Source organism: Cupriavidus sp. SS-3 (genome assembly GCF_035818815.1).
Lineage (GTDB): Bacteria > Pseudomonadota > Gammaproteobacteria > Burkholderiales > Burkholderiaceae > Cupriavidus > Cupriavidus taiwanensis_C.
This window is the reverse complement of record NZ_JAYLVT010000003.1, coordinates 352,363-370,699: the sequence shown is the minus strand read 5'-3', so window position 1 is coordinate 370,699 and position 18,337 is coordinate 352,363. Positions and strand designations below refer to the sequence as shown.

The 18,337-nt window shown below is 66.3% G+C and carries 13 protein-coding genes; 4 read left to right on the top strand and 9 right to left on the bottom strand.

Annotated features, from left to right (window positions below; translation table 11 throughout):
- Nucleotides 1-13: 13 nt before the first annotated feature.
- Entirely contained in the window at nt 14-1,426 is a 1,413-nt protein-coding gene (locus U9J39_RS07640) for an FAD-binding oxidoreductase (protein ID WP_326346851.1), read from the top strand.
- A gap of 67 nt (nt 1,427-1,493) precedes the next feature.
- Here U9J39_RS07640 and pbpG read toward each other — a convergent pair whose 3' ends face one another.
- The 5 genes from pbpG to U9J39_RS07615 all read right to left on the bottom strand — a co-directional run bounded on the left by pbpG (nt 1,494) and on the right by U9J39_RS07615 (nt 6,114).
- Complete coding sequence (gene pbpG / locus U9J39_RS07635) at nt 1,494-2,711, bottom strand: D-alanyl-D-alanine endopeptidase (protein WP_326346850.1); 1,218 nt, start codon at nt 2,709-2,711, stop codon at nt 1,494-1,496.
- A gap of 272 nt (nt 2,712-2,983) precedes the next feature.
- Nucleotides 2,984-3,706 (bottom strand): nitroreductase, encoded by a 723-nt coding sequence (locus U9J39_RS07630; RefSeq protein ID WP_442784891.1) that lies wholly within the window; start codon nt 3,704-3,706, stop codon nt 2,984-2,986.
- Between the two features lie 16 nt (nt 3,707-3,722).
- Entirely contained in the window at nt 3,723-4,181 is a 459-nt protein-coding gene (locus tag U9J39_RS07625; RefSeq protein WP_326346848.1) for an acyl-CoA thioesterase, read from the bottom strand.
- Between the two features lie 83 nt (nt 4,182-4,264).
- Complete coding sequence (locus U9J39_RS07620) at nt 4,265-5,191, bottom strand: DMT family transporter (RefSeq protein ID WP_116312422.1); 927 nt, start codon at nt 5,189-5,191, stop codon at nt 4,265-4,267.
- Entirely contained in the window at nt 5,188-6,114 is a 927-nt protein-coding gene (locus U9J39_RS07615) for a histone deacetylase family protein (protein WP_116312421.1), read from the bottom strand. Before U9J39_RS07615 ends, U9J39_RS07620 begins: the two co-directional genes overlap by 4 nt.
- 368 nt (nt 6,115-6,482) lie before the next feature.
- Between U9J39_RS07615 and phaP1 the strand changes: the two genes are divergently transcribed.
- Entirely contained in the window at nt 6,483-7,061 is a 579-nt protein-coding gene (phaP1, locus tag U9J39_RS07610) for a TIGR01841 family phasin PhaP1 (RefSeq protein ID WP_115680014.1), read from the top strand.
- A gap of 357 nt (nt 7,062-7,418) precedes the next feature.
- Here the strand turns inward: phaP1 and lpdA are convergent, their stop codons facing one another.
- The 4 genes from lpdA to aceE all read right to left on the bottom strand — a co-directional run bounded on the left by lpdA (nt 7,419) and on the right by aceE (nt 14,471).
- Nucleotides 7,419-9,203, bottom strand: a complete 1,785-nt coding sequence (gene lpdA, locus U9J39_RS07605; protein WP_326346847.1) for a dihydrolipoyl dehydrogenase — start codon at nt 9,201-9,203, stop codon at nt 7,419-7,421.
- Nucleotides 9,204-9,236: 33 nt separating this feature from the next.
- A complete protein-coding gene (locus U9J39_RS07600) occupies nt 9,237-9,896 on the bottom strand; it encodes an MFS transporter (protein ID WP_116312419.1) in 660 nt (219 codons plus the stop codon).
- A gap of 59 nt (nt 9,897-9,955) precedes the next feature.
- The gene (gene aceF / locus U9J39_RS07595; RefSeq protein ID WP_115709079.1) at nt 9,956-11,617 is read right to left on the bottom strand and encodes a dihydrolipoyllysine-residue acetyltransferase; all 1,662 of its coding nucleotides are present in this window, start codon (nt 11,615-11,617) and stop codon (nt 9,956-9,958) included.
- A 166-nt stretch (nt 11,618-11,783) separates the two neighbouring features.
- Nucleotides 11,784-14,471: a pyruvate dehydrogenase (acetyl-transferring), homodimeric type gene (gene aceE, locus U9J39_RS07590; RefSeq protein ID WP_111519763.1), complete on the bottom strand. Its 2,688-nt coding sequence runs from the start codon at nt 14,469-14,471 to the stop codon at nt 11,784-11,786.
- A gap of 424 nt (nt 14,472-14,895) precedes the next feature.
- On the opposite strand from aceE, the gene U9J39_RS07585 reads away from it, so the two are divergent.
- Together U9J39_RS07585 and U9J39_RS07580 are read left to right on the top strand one after the other, a co-directional pair.
- Nucleotides 14,896-17,508: a PAS domain S-box protein gene (locus U9J39_RS07585; protein ID WP_116378516.1), complete on the top strand. Its 2,613-nt coding sequence runs from the start codon at nt 14,896-14,898 to the stop codon at nt 17,506-17,508.
- Between the two features lie 159 nt (nt 17,509-17,667).
- Nucleotides 17,668-18,300, top strand: coding sequence for a response regulator transcription factor (locus U9J39_RS07580; protein ID WP_012352577.1), 633 nt, complete (start codon nt 17,668-17,670; stop codon nt 18,298-18,300).
- Nucleotides 18,301-18,337: the final 37 nt, after the last annotated feature.

The following is an 18,337-nucleotide window of genomic DNA, read 5'->3' as shown; positions in this document are numbered from 1 at the left end:
CCACACCACCATCATGCAAAACGGATCCTTCGCCCAGCGGCTTACCGAAGCCCTCGGCCCCGACACCGCGCTGACCCACCCCGACGATATCGCGCCGTGGCTGTCCGACTGGCGCGGCATCTACCGTGGCCAGGCCCAGGCGGTGCTGCGGCCCCGTAGCGTCGACGAAGTGTCGCGCGCGCTGGCGCTATGCCAGCAGGCCGCGGTGCCGGTGGTGCCGCGCGGCGGCAATACCGGCCTGTGCGGCGGCGCCACGCCCGACGCGCGCGCGCAGAACGTGGTGCTGAGCCTGGACCGCATGAACGCGGTGCGTTCGCTCGACACCATCGCCAATACCATGGTGGCCGAGGCTGGCTGCATCTTGGGCAACCTGCGCCGCGCGGCCCAGGACGCCAACCGCTTGCTGCCGCTGTCGCTGGCCGCCGAAGACTCGTGCCAGATCGGCGGCAACCTGGCCACCAATGCCGGCGGCGTCAACGTGGTGCGCTATGGCATGACGCGCGAACTGGTGCTGGGGGTCGAAGCGGTGCTGCCCAACGGCGAGGTCTTCCACGGGCTGCGCACGCTGCGCAAGGACAATACCGGCTATGACCTGAAGCAGCTGCTGATCGGCTCCGAAGGCACGCTCGGCGTGATCACCGCGGCGGCGTTGCGCCTGTTCCCGCGCACCGATACGCGCAGCGTGGTGCTGGCGGCAGTGGCCTCGCCCGCGCAGTCGCTGGCGCTCTATGAACTGCTGTTCGAGCAATGCGGCGCACGCCTGCAGGCCTTCGAGTTCTTTACCGGCGCTTGCCTGGACCTGGTGCTCGCCCATGCCGAAGGCGTGCAGGAGCCGTTTGCGCAGCGCTACCCGGCCTACGTGCTGGTGGAACTGGCCGATACCACCGACGAGGCCGCGCTGAACGCGCTGCTGGAACGCGTCATCGGCGAGGCCCTGGAGCGCGAGCTGTGCCTCGATGCCGCAGTCTCCGCTTCGCTCGCGCAGCTGCAGGCGCTATGGAAGCTGCGCGAGGAGATCTCCGAAGCGCAGCGCGCCGACGGTCCGCACCTCAAGCACGACGTGTCGCTGCCGATCGAGCAGATCCCGGCCTTCATGGCATCGATGGAAGCCCGGCTGCGCGCGCTCGATGCCGCGATCCGGCCCTTCGTGTTCGGACACTTCGGCGACGGCAACCTGCACTACAACCTGTCGCGTCCCGCCGGCGCCGCCAGGGACTGGGCGGCCACGCAGGGCGATGCCGTGACCGATGCGGTGCTGGACGAGGTGATGCGCTACGGCGGCAGCATCAGCGCCGAGCATGGCATCGGCCAGCTCAAGCGCCATGCCTTCCTGGCAGTGAAGGATCCGCTGGAATTGCGGCTGATGCGGGAGATCAAGTCGGTGTTCGATCCGGCCGGGATCATGAACCCCGGCAAGCTGCTCTGAGCGCTGCCGCACCAAAGCAAAACGCGCCGCATTGCGGCGCGTTTTTTTTCCGGCCAGGCGTGCGCGCTCAGATGCCGCGCGATTGCTGCGAGGCCAGCACCGCGTGGGCGCTGCCCGGACCCTGCGTCAGGTTCGGCGACGACGGGAAACCGCGCTGCGGCGAGGACGGCGAATGCTCGAGCCAGTCCTTGACGCGGTTCGCATCGGCAAAGCGCGACAGCTTGCCGGCCGAATCCAGGAACACCATCACCACATTGCGTCCGTGCACGCGTGCCTGCATCACCAGGCACTGGCCGGCCTCGGAGATAAAGCCGGTCTTCTGCAGGCCGATCTCCCAGTTGCCGCCGCGCACCAGGCGGTTGGTGCTGACGTAATGCTGGGTGCGGCCGAGCACGTTGACTTCATGCTCGGTCTGGGTCGAGTACTCGCGGATGGTCGGGTTGCGGTAGGCGGCGTTGACCATGCGCACCAGGTCGGTCGCGCTCGACACGTTGCTGCTCGACAGGCCGCTGGAATCGACGAAATGGCTGTCGTTCATGCCGAGCTCGCGCGCCTTGCGGTTCATGGCCTGCACAAAGGCCGGCAGGCCGCCCGGGTAGTGGCGGCCCAGCGCCGAAGCGGCACGGTTCTCGGACGACATCAGCGCCAGCAGCAGCAGTTCCTGGCGCGTCAGCTGCGTGCCGAAGCGCAGGCGCGAGCTGCTGTGCTTCTCGGTGTCGCGGTCTTCCTCGGTGATGGTCAGCACCTCGTCCATCGGCAGGCGCGACTCCATCACCACCAGCGCGGTCATCAGCTTGGTGATCGATGCAATCGGCAGCACGGCGCCGGCATTCTTCTGGAACAGCACCTCGTTGGAGTTCTGGTCCATCACCAGGGCGACGCTGGAGCGCAAAGCCAGCGCATCGTCGGTGTCGCGCAGGCCCATGGCCTCGCCCAGCGACGGCTTGGACGGCGTAAACGCAGCCCGCACCGGGGCCGCGCGCTGCGCTACCACGACGTGGCGCTTGCCCTTCTTCAGCACCACCACCTTGCGCGCGGAGCCTGCTTCGCTCTTCGCGACCCTGGCGTTGCGGGCGCTCTTGGCAACAGGCTTCGAAGCGGTCTTTTTCTCCGTTTTAGCGGATTTTTCCTGCTTTTTGCTTGTTTTTTGCGTGGATGAGGCCTTGGTGGCCGCTTCGGCCACAGGCACCGCGACCATCGACACCGACACCAGTACCGCGGCGGCGACGGCGGACAAAGGTGTGGAGCCGAAGAATCTGGAGAAAATGGAATCAGACCGGAACATGATTCGTTCAGCGCATAGGAATGGCGCTAGTGTAGGAAAGAAAGAAATTGTTAGCAAGATTAAAGACTTACGGACGCTCCTTAAAGTTCGATTCACATACATTTCCACATTGTGGAAAAAGTACGTGATGCGTCACGTCCGCCTTCGAACTCTCATGCGCTCGACCCAAGCGCACTCCGGCTCACCCTTGCTACCCCTTTGCAGCGACGAAGCCAATACGGAAAGTCTCTTGAGATATCGGCGCCCATCGTTACATGTTGAAACAAATTTCACTATGAGAGAAAACGCGCAAACCCGCTGACCGGCTCACGTTCCGTGGTGAGGCGGTTTGCGACAGCCTCCGGATCGGCAAAACCCAGCGACATGCCGCACACCACCATTTCCTCCGGTGGCAGCCGCAAGTGGCTGGCGATGATCTTGTGGAACTGCGTGAACGCCGCCTGCGGGCAGGTATCGAGCCCGCGTGCCCGGGCGGCGACCATGATGCTTTGCAGGAACATGCCGTAGTCGAGCCAGCTGCCCTGCTCCATGATGCGGTCGATGGTAAAGATGATGCCGACCGGCGCATCGAAGAAACGGAAGTTGCGCGCATGCTGTTCGTGCATGCGCGCCTTGTCCTCGCGGCTGATCTCGAGCAGCCCGTACAGGTCCCAGCCCACCTTGCGCCGCCGCGACAGATAAGGGTCGGCCCATTCGCGCGGATAGTACGGGTACTCCTCCCGATACTTGCTGTCGCGCTCGGGATCTTCATAGGCGGTGAGCACATCGGCGCACAGCTTGGCCTTGGCCTCGCCCGACAGCACATAGACGCGCCACGGCTGCGTGTTGGTACCGGACGGCGCGCGGCTGGCCACCGCCAGGATCTCTTCCACGGTGCTGCGCGGCACGGGCGTATCGAGAAAGGCCCGCACCGAACGCCGCGTCAGGATCGCTCGATCCACGCAGTCCACGGCATCCTGCGAGCCGAGTGGCTTCTCGTGGGACATCTTGTTCATCTCCTGTTGCCCCGTCCTATTCCCGCGCGCCCGTCACCGCGCCCGCCGCCGCCAACGGCAGCAGCGCTTCGCGCAACGCGACCGGCAGCGGTACCGGCCGGCGCGTAGCGCGATCGACATAGACGTGGATGAAATGCCCTTGCGCGGCAGCGACTTCGTTGTCGCCGCTGAACAGGCCGACCTCATAGCGCACGCTCGACGTGCCCAGCCTGGCTACGCGTAAACCCGCTACCACGGTCTCGGGAAAGCTGAGCGACGAGAAGTAGTTGCACTGCGTCTCGATCACCAGCCCGATGGTGTCGCCCGACGTAACATCGAGCACGCCTTGCCGGATCAGGTAGGTATTCACCACGGTGTCAAAATAACTGTAGTAGACAACGTTGTTAACGTGGCCATAGACATCGTTGTCCATCCAACGCGTGGTGATCGGCTGGAAGTACGGATAGGCACTGCGCGATTCGGCTTGCGGTTTCATGGGGCGAGAGAGGGACAGAAGCGAGGCAGTACGAAATGCGAATATTCTGAACCAGCGGCCTACGCGATACGAACGCGCGGCCGCTAGCGACGGATGACAAGCGCGACACCCAGCGCGGCCAGCACCATGCCAGCGGCAGCCAGCGGCGGGAAGCGCTCGCCGAACAAGAGCCAGGCCATCACCGCCGTGGTAGGCGGGGTCAGGTACATCAGGCTGGACACCCGGGTGGCCGCACCCTGGCGGATCAGCAGGAACAGCAGCGAGATCGCGCCGATCGACAACGCCACCACCGACCACGCCAGCGCGCCGAGCATGGCGGCAGTCCACTGCACCTCCCGCGTCTCGAACAGGAACATGAACGGCACGCAGGCAAGCGCCGCCGCGGCGAACTGGATCACCGAACCCATACGCAGGTCGAACACCGGGCAGAAATGCCGCTGGTAGACCGTGCCCACGGTGATGCTGAACAACGCACCGCCTGCCAGGGCGAGGCTGGCCGGCGTCAAGCCGCTGGTACCGAGCTTGTTGGCCACCACCAGCGCCACGCCGGCAATGCCCAGCAGCAGGCCCAGCCACTGGCGTGCGCCGATGCGCTCGCCCATGCGCGTGGCGATCAGCGCGGTCAGGATCGGCTGCATGCCGACGATCAGCGCCGATACGCCTGCCGGCATGCCTAGCTTGATCGCGGCCCAGACGCCGCCAAGGTAGCCCGCCTGCAGCAGCAGGCCGGCCACCGCGATATGCCCGACCGCGCGCCAGTCGGTTGCGGTCGATCCCGTCACGCGCGGCAGCGGCACGCGCGCCAGCAGCACGAACGGCACCATCAACACCAGCACGCCGGCAAAGCGCAGGAACAGGAAGGTCATCGGCTCCGCATACGGCATGCCGTATTTGGCGACGATAAAGCCGGTGCTCCAGATCAGCACGAACAGCCACGGCATCGATGCCACCCACAGCGTGGCACGCGGGTTGGCCGCACCGCTGCGGCCCGACTCGATCGCCTCGCTCATGATGCAAGCCGCTCGGCAAGTTGCGCGTACCGGGCGTGATATTGCGCGGCGAGCCGCACCGTCTGCGCATGGACGGCAACGGTGTCTTCGATCTGGTTGCCGTAGCCGCCCGCCATGGTCACCGCTACCGGCAGCCGGCGTGCTTGCGCGGCGTCGAACACCAGGCGGTCACGCCGTGCCAGGCCAGCCATGGTCAGCTTCAACCGCCCGAGCCGGTCGCCCTCGTGCGGGTCCGCGCCCGCCAGGTAAATCAGCAGGTCGGGCTGGAAGCGGCGGAACAGCGTGTCCAGCGCTGTCTGCAACGCCTGCGCGTAGACCTCGTCGTCACAGCCATCCGGCAGGCCGACGTCGAGGTCGCTTGCTTCCTTGCGGAACGGATAGTTCTTCTCGCCATGCAGCGATAGCGTGAATACCGATGAGTCGCCGTGCAGGATCGATGCGGTGCCGTTGCCCTGATGCACGTCAAGGTCGATCACTGCCACGCGGCGCACCGCGCCGTCGCGCTGCAGCACGCGTGCAGCGATCGCGGCATCGTTGAAGACGCAGAAGCCGCCGCCCTTGTCCGCATACGCGTGGTGCGTGCCGCCCGCCAGGTTCACGGCTATGCCTTCACGCAGCGCACTGCGGCAGGCCTCGATGGTGGCGCCCGCCGACCGGCGCGAGCGTTCCACCATCGCTTCGGACCACGGAAAGCCGATCTCGCGCTGGCGCGCCGGGTCGAGCGTGCCGGCCGAGGCCGCCTCTACGTATTCCGCGGTGTGTGCAAGCAGCAGCGCATCGTCGCCGGCACGCGGCGCCTCGGACAGGCGCAGCCCCGGCACCTGGGCCGACACCGCGTCGCGCAGCATGCTGTACTTGCGCATGGGGAAGCGATGTCCTGGCGGCAGCGGCAGCACGAAGTGGTCGGCGTAGAAAGCGAGCATGGAATGAGGCCTGGGCGATCCTGTTCACATCTTGTTGGTGTTTCGGCCTCGGCCGGCCGTACCGGCGCGGGCAGCCTGGCATGGTAGCACCCCTGTCCGGGCATTGCCGGGGGGCCGAGATGGCTACCACGCCACTTGCCGCAAGCACGGCGGAACCGGATTTTGTGCAATGCACAAAATCTCCTTGACATTGATTTGGCTGTCCCTAAAATACGACTTGTTGCGGCGCACAAACGAACAAACAAACGGATTGACGCCCTGACCCACCCACACGCCTGGGCTGGCCGAAACGGCGAAACACCGTCACGGCCCTGACATCTAGGCGGCTTAATTTGCTTGACCTTGAAGTTCACCACTGGAGACCAGCAATGATCCTCACCCCGGAACAAGTCGCAGCAGCACAAAAGGCTAATCTCGAAACGCTGTTCGGCCTGACCACCAAGGCGTTTGAAGGCGTCGAAAAGCTCGTCGAACTGAACCTGCAGGTCGTCAAGACCAGCTTCGCCGAAGGCGTGGACAACGCCAAGAAGGCGCTGTCGGCCAAGGACGCGCAGGAACTGCTGGCGATCCAGGCCGCGGCCGTGCAGCCGGTCGCAGAAAAGACCCTGGCCTACACCCGTCACCTGTACGAAATCGCTTCGGAAACCCAGAGCGAATTCGCCAAGGTGGCCGAGGCCCAGCTGGCCGAAGGCTCGAAGAACGTCCAGGCTCTGGTCGAGAACTTCGCCAAGAACGCCCCGGCCGGTTCGGAATCGACCGTGGCCATCGTGAAGTCGGCAATCTCCGCTGCCAACAACGCCTACGAGTCGGTGCAGAAGGCGACCAAGCAAGCGGTCGAAATCGCTGAAACCAACTTCCAGGCCGCCGCCACGGCTGCCACCAAGGCTGCCCAGCAAGCCAGCGCCACGGCCCGCACGGCCACGGCGAAGAAGGCCGCTGCTGCCTGATAGCCTGCTTTGAAGATGGACCGACCCCGGCCGGTCCGTTGGCAAAGCCCATCGACGCCCCGCGCAGGCGGTGGGCTTTGCCAACGATGAAGGGAGTGCCATGACCGACCGGCCCGGCGCTGCCTTGTCTGCCGATGTCTCCTCGGTACCGCGGTCTCCTTGTCCAAAGGTATCGTTAAACCCGACCTCTACAGGTCGGGTTTTTTTTGATCTCTCCCCAGCCAGCCTTTCCCCCTTTTCCCCTCTCGCTGCAAGCCGCCACGCATTGGCGTTGACAAGTTAAGGCGGTTAATTGCGAAACCGCACTAAACAAAGCCCGCCATCACGGCGGGCCTTGTCATCGCAGCGGACAGCGCCTCAGCGCTTGCGCGGCGGCGGCACGTCGGTACAAGTGCCTTCGTAGATCTCGGCCGCCATGCCGATCGACTCGCCCAGCGTCGGGTGCGGATGGATGGTCTTGCCGATATCCACCGCGTCGGCGCCCATCTCGATCGCCAGACACACTTCGCTGATCAGGTCGCCGGCATGCGTGCCGACGATGCCGCCGCCGATCACGCGGTGCGTTTCCTCGTCGAAGATCAGCTTGGTGAAGCCCTCGTCGCGGCCGTTGGCGATGGCGCGGCCCGAAGCGGCCCACGGGAACACGCCCTTGCTGTACTTGATGCCCTGCGCCTTGCACTCGTCCTCGGTCAGGCCGGCCCAGGCCACTTCCGGATCGGTAAAGGCCACCGACGGGATTTGCTTGGCGTCGAAGTAAGCCTTCTCGCCATGCGCGGCTTCGGCCGCCACGTGCGCTTCGTGCACGGCCTTGTGCGCCAGCATCGGCTGGCCGACGATATCGCCGATCGCGTAGATGTGCGGCACGTTGGTGCGCATCTGCTTGTCGACATCGATAAAGCCGCGCTCGGTCACGGCAACGCCGGCCTTCTCGGCGCTGATGCGCTTGCCGTTGGGCGAGCGGCCCACCGACACCAGCACCAGGTCATAGCGCTGCGGCTCGGCCGGTGCGGCTTCGCCCTCGAAGCTGACGTAGATGCCGTCCGGCTTGGCTTCCACCGCGACCGTCTTGGTGTTCAGCATCACCTTGCCGAAGCGGTCCTTGTTTTTCTTTTCCCAGACCTTGACCAGGTCGCGGTCGGCGCCGTTCATCAGGCCGGGCAGCATTTCGACGACATCGATGTCGGCGCCCAGCGTGCTGTACACCGTGGCCATTTCCAGGCCGATGATGCCGCCGCCGATGACCAGCATCTTGTTGGGCACTTCCGGCAATTCCAGCGCGCCGGTCGAGTCGACGATGCGCGGGTCTTCCGGGATGAAGGGCAGCTTCACCGCCTGGCTGCCGGCGGCGATGATGGCCTTCTCGAAGCGGATCACGGTCTTCTTGCCGGTGCTGCGCTTGCCCTCGCCCTCGGTCAGTTCGACTTCCAGGTGGTGCGGGTCGAGGAAGTTGCCGATACCGCGCACCACCTGAACCTTGCGCGCCTTGGCCATGCCGGCCAGGCCACCGGTCAGCTTGCCCACCACCTGGTTCTTGTAGTGGCGCAGGCCATCCAGGTCGATCTTGGCTTCGCCGAACAGGATGCCGTGGGCGGCCAGCGCCTTGGCCTCGTCGATCACCGCGGCGTTGTGCAGCAGCGCCTTGGACGGGATGCAGCCCACGTTCAGGCAGACCCCGCCGAGCGTGCTGTAGCGTTCCACCAGCACGGTGTTCATGCCCAGGTCGGCGGCGCGGAAGGCGGCCGAGTAGCCGCCAGGGCCGGCACCCAGCACCAGCATCTCGCACTGGATATCGGCACCGCCGGCATGGCTGGCGGCCGCCGGGGCGGGCGCTGCGGCGGGCGCGGGCGCAGGGGCCTGCGCGGGTGCCGGGGCCGGGGCTTGCGCCGGCGCGGCGGCTGCTCCAGCCTGGGCCTCGATGGTGCAGATCACCGCGCCCTGGCCCACCTTGTCGCCGACCTTGACCTTGACGTCGACCACCTTGCCGGCGGCCGACGACGGCACATCCATGCTGGCCTTGTCGGACTCCAGCACGATCAGGGACTGCTCCACCTCGACCGTGTCGCCGGCCTTGACCAGCACCTCGATCACTTCAACCGCGTCGAAATCGCCGATATCCGGCACCTTGACTTCGATCACACTCATATTTGCTCCTCTATGCGCGCCCGCCTCTCGGCTTCAGGGCGCGCCGTCGTTGTTGGTTGCTGCGTCGCCGGCCGCCGGCTCGCCGCCCGCGGCATCGTCGGCGAGTGCCGCCGCGGCGTCTTCCTGGTGCAGCCGCACCGTGTGCATCTCGATCGGTCCCGACGAGCTCTTGTCGAACTCCACGCCGGCATCGACGCCGATGCGCGCGATCTCGCCCGCGCCGAGGTCCGGCCGGTCATAGACCGCATGCATCGCGCCCAGCGCGTAGTTGCGGCCCGAGCCGATGCCCCAGAAGCGGTCGAACGAGAACACCTCGCGGTACGAGTAGACGCCGAAGATGCCCGCCGGATTGGCGATCAGGCATACGATCTGCGACGACTCGTAGGGATCGTCATCGTCTTCCTTGGTGTTGACGAAGTAGTCCGTCTTCAGCTTCTCGTGCACCTTCAGGAAGGTGCGGAACACGTCGTCGCGCGAGCCCAGCCTGCATTCCTCGCCCAGGCCCGCCAGCAGCGTGCGCATGACCGGGAAGTGCGCGGTCGTCCCGGCCAGCGCGATAAAGCCGTCGCCGACCGGAAAGACCTTCTGGTTGCGCTCATACGCGCGCGACAGCCGCGTATCGCCGAAGGTGACCAGCGCGTCCGCCGCGATCGCCACCTCGACGCCCTTCTTGACGACAACACAGGTAGTCATGGCTCGCTCCTATCGTCAGGCTTGGGCGCACACCGGCAATGCCGGTGTGCGCTGCCGAGTTAGAGCAGGATACGGCGGAAGTCCGCCAGCAATTGCGCAAAGTACGTGTTGAAGCGCGCGGCCTCGGCACCGTCGATGACGCGGTGGTCCCACGACAGCGACAGCGGCAGCGTCAGGCGCGGCACGAACTGCTTGCCGTCCCACACCGGTTTCTGGAACGACTTGCACACGCCCATGATGGCCACTTCCGGCGCATTGATGATCGGCGTGAAGTACGTACCGCCCAGGCCGCCCAGCGACGAGATCGAGAAGCAGCCGCCCTGCATCTGGTCCGGCTTGAGCTTGCCGTCGCGCGCCAGCTTGGCCAGCTCGCTCATTTCCTGGCTGATCTCCAGCACGCCCTTCTTGTCGGCGTCCTTGATCACCGGCACGACCAGGCCGTTCGGGGTGTCGGCGGCAAAACCGATGTTGAAGTATTTCTTCAGCACCAGGTTGTCGCCATCGAGCGAGGCATTGAAGTTCGGGAACTTCTTCAGCGCCGCGACCGTGGCCTTGATCATGAAGGCCAGCATGGTCACCTTGATGCCGGACTTCTCGTTTTCCTTGTTCAGCTGCACGCGGAAGGCTTCCAGCTCGGTGATGTCCGCTTCGTCATGGTTGGTGACGTGCGGGATCATGACCCAGTTGCGGTGCAGGTTGGCGCCGGAAATCTTCTTGATGCGCGACAGGGCCTTGCTTTCGACCTCGCCGAAGCGGGTGAAATCGACCTTCGGCCACGGCAGCAGGCCAAGCTCGCCACCGCCGCCGCCAGCCGGGGCGGCCTGGGCCGGCGCGGCGGCCTGGCCGGTCATCACGCCCTTGACGTAGCTCTGCACGTCCTGCTGGGTGATGCGGCCCTTGGGGCCGGTGCCGGCCACGCGCGACACGTCGACGCCCAGCTCGCGCGCGAACTTGCGCACCGAGGGGCTGGCATGGGCGGCCTTGCCGCTTACGCCAGCGACGGCCGGCACGGCGGCAGGCGCTGCTGCCGGAGCGGGGGCAGCCGCGGGCGCGGGCGCCGGGGCGGGCGCGCTCGCTGCGGCCGGGGCCGCCGCGGCAGCCTGAGCCGGTGCGGCGGCCGCGCCGGCGGCGCCTTCCAGGATCAGCAGCAGCGTGCCTTCGGACACATTGTCGCCAACCTTGACCTTGACTTCCCTGACCACGCCGCCCTGCGGCGACGGCACGTCCATGGTGGCCTTGTCGGATTCCAGCGTCACCAGCGCGTCTTCGGCGTTGATGGTGTCGCCCGGCTTGACGTGGACTTCGATGACCGGCACGGCATCGTAGTCGCCGATATCGGGCACCTTGACCTCGACGGTGCCGCCACCGCTGGCGGCAGGCGCAGCCGCGGGAGCAGGTGCCGGCGCGGGAGCGGGCGCAGGTGCCGCGGCGGCAGGCGCCGGAGCGGGCGCGGCGGCGGACGGTGCCGCGGAGGCCTCGTTCGCCGCTTCGAGCATCACCAGCACCGAGCCTTCGGACACGTTGTCGCCCACCTTGATGCGGACGTCCTTGACCACGCCGGCCTGCGGCGAGGGCACGTCCATGGTGGCCTTGTCCGATTCCAGCGTCACCAGCGCGTCTTCCGCGTTGATGCTGTCGCCGGGTTTCACATGCACTTCGATGACGGGGACGGCGTCATAGTCGCCGATATCCGGCACCTTGATTTCAATTGCTTGACTCATTCAGTGTCTCCTGAGCAGGCCGGCACGCGCGACATCCGCAAGCGGCGAGATTACCTTCGCCGCCCGCTTCTGTCACGCCGCCATGCCGCAAGGCGCCATCGGGACTGTGCCGGGGCGCCCGCGGCACGGCGTTGCCGTACTGCGGGGGTGGGTGCAGGCTGCCGGATCAGACCGACATCGGGTTGGGCTTGTTCGGGTCGAGGTTGTACTTCTTGATGGCCTCGGCGACCTTGTCGCGGCCGATCGCGCCTTCGTCGGCCAGCGCCTTGAGCGCGGCCAGCGTGACCCAGTAGCGGTCCACTTCGAAGAAGTGGCGCAGCTTCTCGCGCGTGTCCGAGCGGCCGAAGCCGTCGGTGCCCAGCACCACGTAGCGGCGCGGCACGTACGGACGGATCTGCTCGGCGAAGGTGCGCACGTAGTCGGTCGAGGCAATCACCGGGCCGCGCGCCGACTTCAGCTTCTGCGTGACAAAGGCTTCGCGCTGGGTCTCGGCCGGATGCAGCAGGTTGTAGCGCTCGGCGGCCTGGCCGTCGCGCGCCAGCTCGGTGAAGCTCGGGCAGCCCCACAGGTCGGATTCGACGCCCCAGTCCTTCTTCAGCAGCTCGGCGGCGGCGATCACCTCGCGGAAAATCGTGCCCGAGCCCAGCAGCTGCACGCGCGGCGCGTTGCTGTTCTCGACGCCCTTGCGGAACTGGTACATGCCCTTGACGATGTCCTGCTCTACGCCAGCCGGCATTTCCGGGTGCTCATAGTTCTCGTTCATCACCGTCAGGTAGTAGTAGACGTCTTCCTGCTCGGCGTACATGCGGCGCAGGCCGTCCTGCATGATCACCGCCAGCTCGTACTGGAAGGTCGGGTCGTACGAGATGCAGTTCGGGATGACGGCGTGGAACACGTGCGAATGGCCGTCTTCATGCTGCAGCCCTTCGCCGTTCAGCGTGGTGCGGCCGGCGGTGCCGCCCAGCAGGAAGCCGCGCGAGCGCATGTCGGCGGCGGCCCAGCACAGGTCGCCGATACGCTGGATGCCGAACATCGAGTAGTAGATGTAGAACGGGATCATCTGCACGCCGTGGGTCGAGTACGACGTCGCGGCAGCGATCCAGTCGCACATGGCGCCGGCTTCGTTGATGCCTTCCTGCAGCACCTGGCCAGTCTGCGATTCCTTGTAGAACATCAGCTGGTCATGGTCTTCCGGCACGTATTTCTGGCCTTCCTGGTTCCAGATGCCGACCTGGCGGAACAGGCCTTCCATGCCGAAGGTGCGCGACTCGTCCGGGACGATGGGCACCACGTGCTTGCCGATCTGCTTGTCCTTCAGCAGCGTGTTCAGGATCCGCACGAAGGCCATGGTGGTGGACACTTCGCGGCCTTCGCCGGTGGCCTTGAGCAGCGCTTCGAACGCCTTCAGCTCGGGCACCTGCAGCGCTTCGGCCTTCTGGCGGCGCGCCGGCAGGTAGCCGCCCAGGTTCATGCGCGCCTGGCGCATGTATTCCAGTTCCTTCGAGCCTTCCTCGAAGGTGATGTACGGCACTTCTTCCAGCTTGTCGTCGGCGACCGGGATGTTGAACTGGTCGCGGAACTTGCGGATCGCGTCGACCGGCATCTTCTTCTGCTGGTGCGCGACGTTCATGGCCTGGCCGGCGTCGCCCATGCCATAGCCCTTGATGGTCTTGGCCAGGATCAGCGTGGGCTGGCCCTTGTGCTCGCTGGCGGCCTTGTAGGCGGCGTAGATCTTGTGCGGGTCGTGGCCGCCGCGGTTCAGGCGCCAGATGTCCTCGTCGGACCAGTCGGCGACCATCGCCTTGAGCTCGGGCGTGTTGAAGAAGTGCTCGCGCACGTAGGCGCCGTCCTTGGCCTTCATGGTCTGGTACTCGCCGTCCACGCATTCCATCATGCGCTTCATCAGCAGGCCCTTGGTGTCGCGCGCCAGCAGCGCGTCCCACTTGCTGCCCCACACCACCTTGATCACGTTCCAGCCGGCGCCGCGGAACTCGGACTCCAGTTCCTGGATGATCTTGCCGTTGCCGCGCACCGGGCCGTCCAGGCGCTGCAGATTGCAGTTGATGACGAACACCAGGTTGTCGAGCTTTTCGCGGCCGGCCATGCCGATCGCGCCCAGCGATTCCGGCTCGTCGGTCTCGCCGTCGCCCAGGAAGGCCCAGACCTTGCGGTCGCCGGCCTTGGCCAGGCCGCGGCTGTCCAGGTACTTCATGAAGCGGGCCTGGTAGATGGCCATGATCGGGCCCAGGCCCATCGACACCGTCGGGAACTGCCAGAAGTCCGGCATCAGCCACGGGTGCGGGTACGACGAGATGCCCTTGCCGTCGACTTCCTGGCGGAAGTTATCGAGTTGGTCGGGCGTCAGGCGACCGAGCAGGAAGGCGCGCGAGTACACGCCCGGCGCCGAGTGGCCCTGCACGAAGACCAGGTCGCCGCCGCTCTGCTCCGACGGCGCGCGCCAGAAGTGGTTGTAGCCGACGTCGTACAGCGTGGCCGCCGAGGCAAACGACGAGATATGGCCGCCGACATTGGTGTGCTTGTTGGCGCGCAGCACCATCGCCATGGCGTTCCAGCGGGTGTACGAGCGGATCCGGTGCTCGATGTCCTGGTCGCCGGGGATGCGGGCCTGCTGCTCGACCGGGATGGTGTTGATGTATTGCGTCTCGGCGTGGAACGGCTGGGTCACGCCGTTCACGCGTGCGTATTCGATCTGCTTGTCGATCAGGAAGGCGGCACGCGCCGGGCCTTCCGCGGCCAGCACGCCCTGCAGGGCGTCGAGCCATTCATGGGTTTCCTGGGGATCGGCGTCGTTGGCGCTCGAGGCGCCGAGGATCTGCTCTGGTACGGCGGACATGACTGTCTCCTGGGTGAATTCTTGGCTTCCGCGTCCGCGCTGGCAGCGCCGGACACGACTCAACGTATGACTCGCACCGACTTGCGGAGATCGGCGCCATTGCCGCCTTGCATCGGGGCCGCCGCCGGGAAACCTGTTCCGGTTTCTCCGCGCGGCAGGCGCATGGCTACCGCCCGCATTCTTGGGTCGGACCGATTCTATGGAAGCCCAATGGCGAGCACAAGGGAAATTTTCAAATTGCGATATCGTTTTTTATAATGTGGAATTATGCGGCAGCGCACCAAGAATCACAGCCCAAGCCGCATGCCCCGTGCCTCCATCCTGCCAGCGCCGGCACGCGGCGCCGGGATTTCATTGGCGCTTTCCCCAAGCGACGCACCGCAATAATCTCGGTACACTGGCCGGTCAGCCGTCAATCCCTCCCATGCCGTTTTTCAACCGCCTCGACCGTCTTTTCCGCAGCCTGCGTGCAGCCATGCTTCCCTCCGATGCGTCGGGTACAGCCAAGGCCGCCGGCGGCGAGTCCGCGCATGTCCCGCATGCGCCTTCTCCGGCGGCCGGCCTGGGGCCGATCGAAGCGCTGGGACCGGACGACGGCGTCCCGGTGGCGCCGCCGCGCGGCCTGTGGTGGCTGCGCTGGCGCAACCTGGTCGCCACCAGCTGGTTCATGTTTATCCCGCTGGTTGCCATTGTGCTCTTCACCGTGGCCATGGGCGTGATCCTGTGGTCGCTGCACGAGACCGAACGCCAGCAGCAGCGCGACGCGCTGTACCGCGACGCGGCGTGGGCGCAGCAGCGCGTGCGCCTGTCGCTGCTGAGCAACCAGGACCAGCTGGCCTCGCTCGCGCGCGACATCGCCGCCGCGCAGCTGGAGCAAGGTGCCTACCGCACCGCGGCGCAGGAAATCCTGCGCGAGAACCCCGAGATCGTCTTCATCAACTGGCTCGACGCCACCAAGCGCGGGCGCTGGTCGCTGCCGTCGACTTCCGAATTCGCCAGCCGTCTGCGCGAGAACCAGGACCAGCCGCTCGAGCCCGAAGTGCTCGACACCTTCGACGCCGCGCGCGAGACCCAGCGCGTGGTCTACTCGCGCCCGCTGGTCAACGAGCGCGGCGACAGCTTCATGCTGATGGAAGTGCCGATCGTGCGCGACAACGAGTTCCTCGGCACGCTGGGCGCGCTGTATTCGATCAACGGCATCCTGACCCACCTGCTGCCGCCCGAGCTGACCGAGCGCTACCGCTTCTCGCTGATCGACAAGAACAACCAGACCCGAGCCAGCACCTCGCTGCGGCCGGTGCCGGGCAACGCGCTGTCGTACGAGGTGCTGCTCGACCCGCCGGGCCATTCGCTGTCGCTGCGCGCCGACGCCTACCCGCCGGCATCGAACCTGCCCAACAACATGCTGCTGTGGCTGGTGGTGGGGTTGTCCTGCTTCCTGCTGTGGAGCCTGTGGAGCATGTGGCGGCACACCAGCCGCCGCTCCGAGGCGCAGCGTGCGCTGCTGGCCGAGACCTCGTTCCGGCGCGCGATGGAAAACTCGATGCTGATCGGGCTGCGCGCGCTCGACCTGAACGGCCGCATCACCTACGTCAATCCGGCCTTCTGCCGCATGACCGGCTGGCAGGAGAACGACCTGGTCGGGCGCCTGCCGCCCTTCCCCTACTGGCCGCCCAACGACCAGCAGGAGATGCAGAAGCAGATCGACCTGACGCTGCAGGGCAAGTCGCCCGCCGGCGGCTACGAGATGCGCGTGATGCGCCGCGACGGCAGCAGCTTCTACGCCCGCATGTACGTGTCGCCGCTGGTCGACAGCCGCGGCCGCCATACCGGCTGGATGAGCTCGATGACGGACATCACCGAGCCCAAGCGCGCGCGCGAGGAACTGGCCGCCGCGCACGACCGCTTCACCACCGTGCTGGAAAGCCTTGACGCCGCGGTGTCGGTGCTGGCCACCGACAAGGCCGAGCTGCTGTTCGCCAACCGCTACTACCGCCAGCTGTTCGGCTGGGAGGCCGAGGGCCACGTCAAGCTTGCCGGCGACGAGCTCGACAAGGACCAGGTCTCCAGCGACAACACCGACTATGTCGATGCCTATGCCGGCCTGCCGGCATCGGAGCTGATGCCGTACGCGTCGGATGCGCGCGAGGTGTTCGTGCCCGACATGCAGAAATGGTTCGAAGTGCGCCGCCGCTATATCCAGTGGGTCGACGGCCACCTGGCGCAGATGCAGATCGCCACCGACATCACCGTGCGCAAGGCCGCCGAGGAAATGGCGCGCCAGCATGAAGAGCGCCTGCAGTTCACCAGCCGCCTGACCACCATGGGCGAGATGGCATCGTCGCTGGCGCACGAGCTGAACCAGCCGCTGGCGGCGATCAACAACTACTGCATGGGCGCAGTGGCGCGGCTGCATTCGGGGCGCAGCACGCCCGAGGACCTGATCCCGGTGCTGGAGAAGACCTCGGCGCAGGCGGTCCGGGCCGGCACCATCATCAGCCGCATCCGCGGCTTCGTGAAGCGCAGCCAGCCGCAGCGGCGCGAGGCCGCGCTGCACGACATCGTCGCCGACGCCGTGGGCCTGGCCGACCTGGAAGCCACGCGCCGCCGCGTCACCATCCTGACCCGGCTGCCGGCGCCGCCGCTGACGGTCTATGTCGATCCGGTGCTGATCGAACAGGTGCTGGTGAACCTGCTCAAGAACGCGGTCGAGGCCATGGCCGGGCTGCCGGCGATGCGCGCCGGCGGCGTGGTGCGGCTGCACGCGCGGGTCGAGCCAGGCGAGATCGGCGACAACGTCCATATCGACGTGATCGACCAGGGCCCGGGCGTCGACGAGGCCACCAAGGAGCGGCTGTTCGAGCCGTTCTTCAGCACCAAGTCCGACGGCATGGGCATGGGGCTGAACATCTGCCGCTCGATCATCGAGTCGCACCAGGGCCGGCTGTGGGTCGAGAACAATGTCGACGGCATCGGTTGTACATTCAAGATCATGCTGCCGCTGCAGGCGGCGCCGGCCGAAGCCGTGGCCGAATAAGCAGAGCCCGCGCGCGCGGGCCACGCGCACCCTTGCGCATCATCGGATGCCTGGCGCCGGCGGCGCCGCTTCCCCTCCGACGTGGGGGGCCTGTCTCGCCACAGGGGGCCGCTGCCGGTTACACTTCGCAGCAATGAATTGTTGTCCCGAGGAGACTACATGACCGCAACGCCAAACCCCACGCCCCACCGCGGCGAGACCGTGTTCATCGTCGACGACGATGAAGCCATGCGCGACTCGCTGACCTGGCTGCTGGAGGGCAATGGCTATCAGGTGCGCAGCTTTACCAGCGCCGAGCAGTTCCTCGCCGCCTACGACGCCAGCCAGGTGTCCTGCCTGATCCTGGACGTGCGCATGCCCGGCATGAGCGGGCCCGAGCTGCAGGAGCGCATGCTGGCCGAGCAGATCGACATTCCGATCGTCTTCATCACCGGCCACGGCGACGTGCCGATGGCGGTATCGACGATGAAGCGCGGCGCCATCGACTTTATCGAAAAGCCCTTCGACGAGTCCGAGCTGCGCGCGCTGGTCGAGCGCATGCTGCAGAAGGCCCGCACCGACCACTCGACCGCGCGTGAGCAGCGCGCCGCCAAGGATCTGCTGGGCAAGCTGACCACGCGCGAGCAGCAGGTGCTGGAGCGCATCGTGGCCGGCCGCCTGAACAAGCAGATCGCCGACGACCTGGGCATTTCCATCAAGACCGTGGAGGCGCACCGCGCCAACATTATGGAAAAGCTCAACGTCAACACCGTCGCCGACCTGCTGCGCCTGGCGCTGTCGCGCAACAGCTGAGCGGCTGGCGCCCGCCCCCTTGCACGGTGCGGCCGTG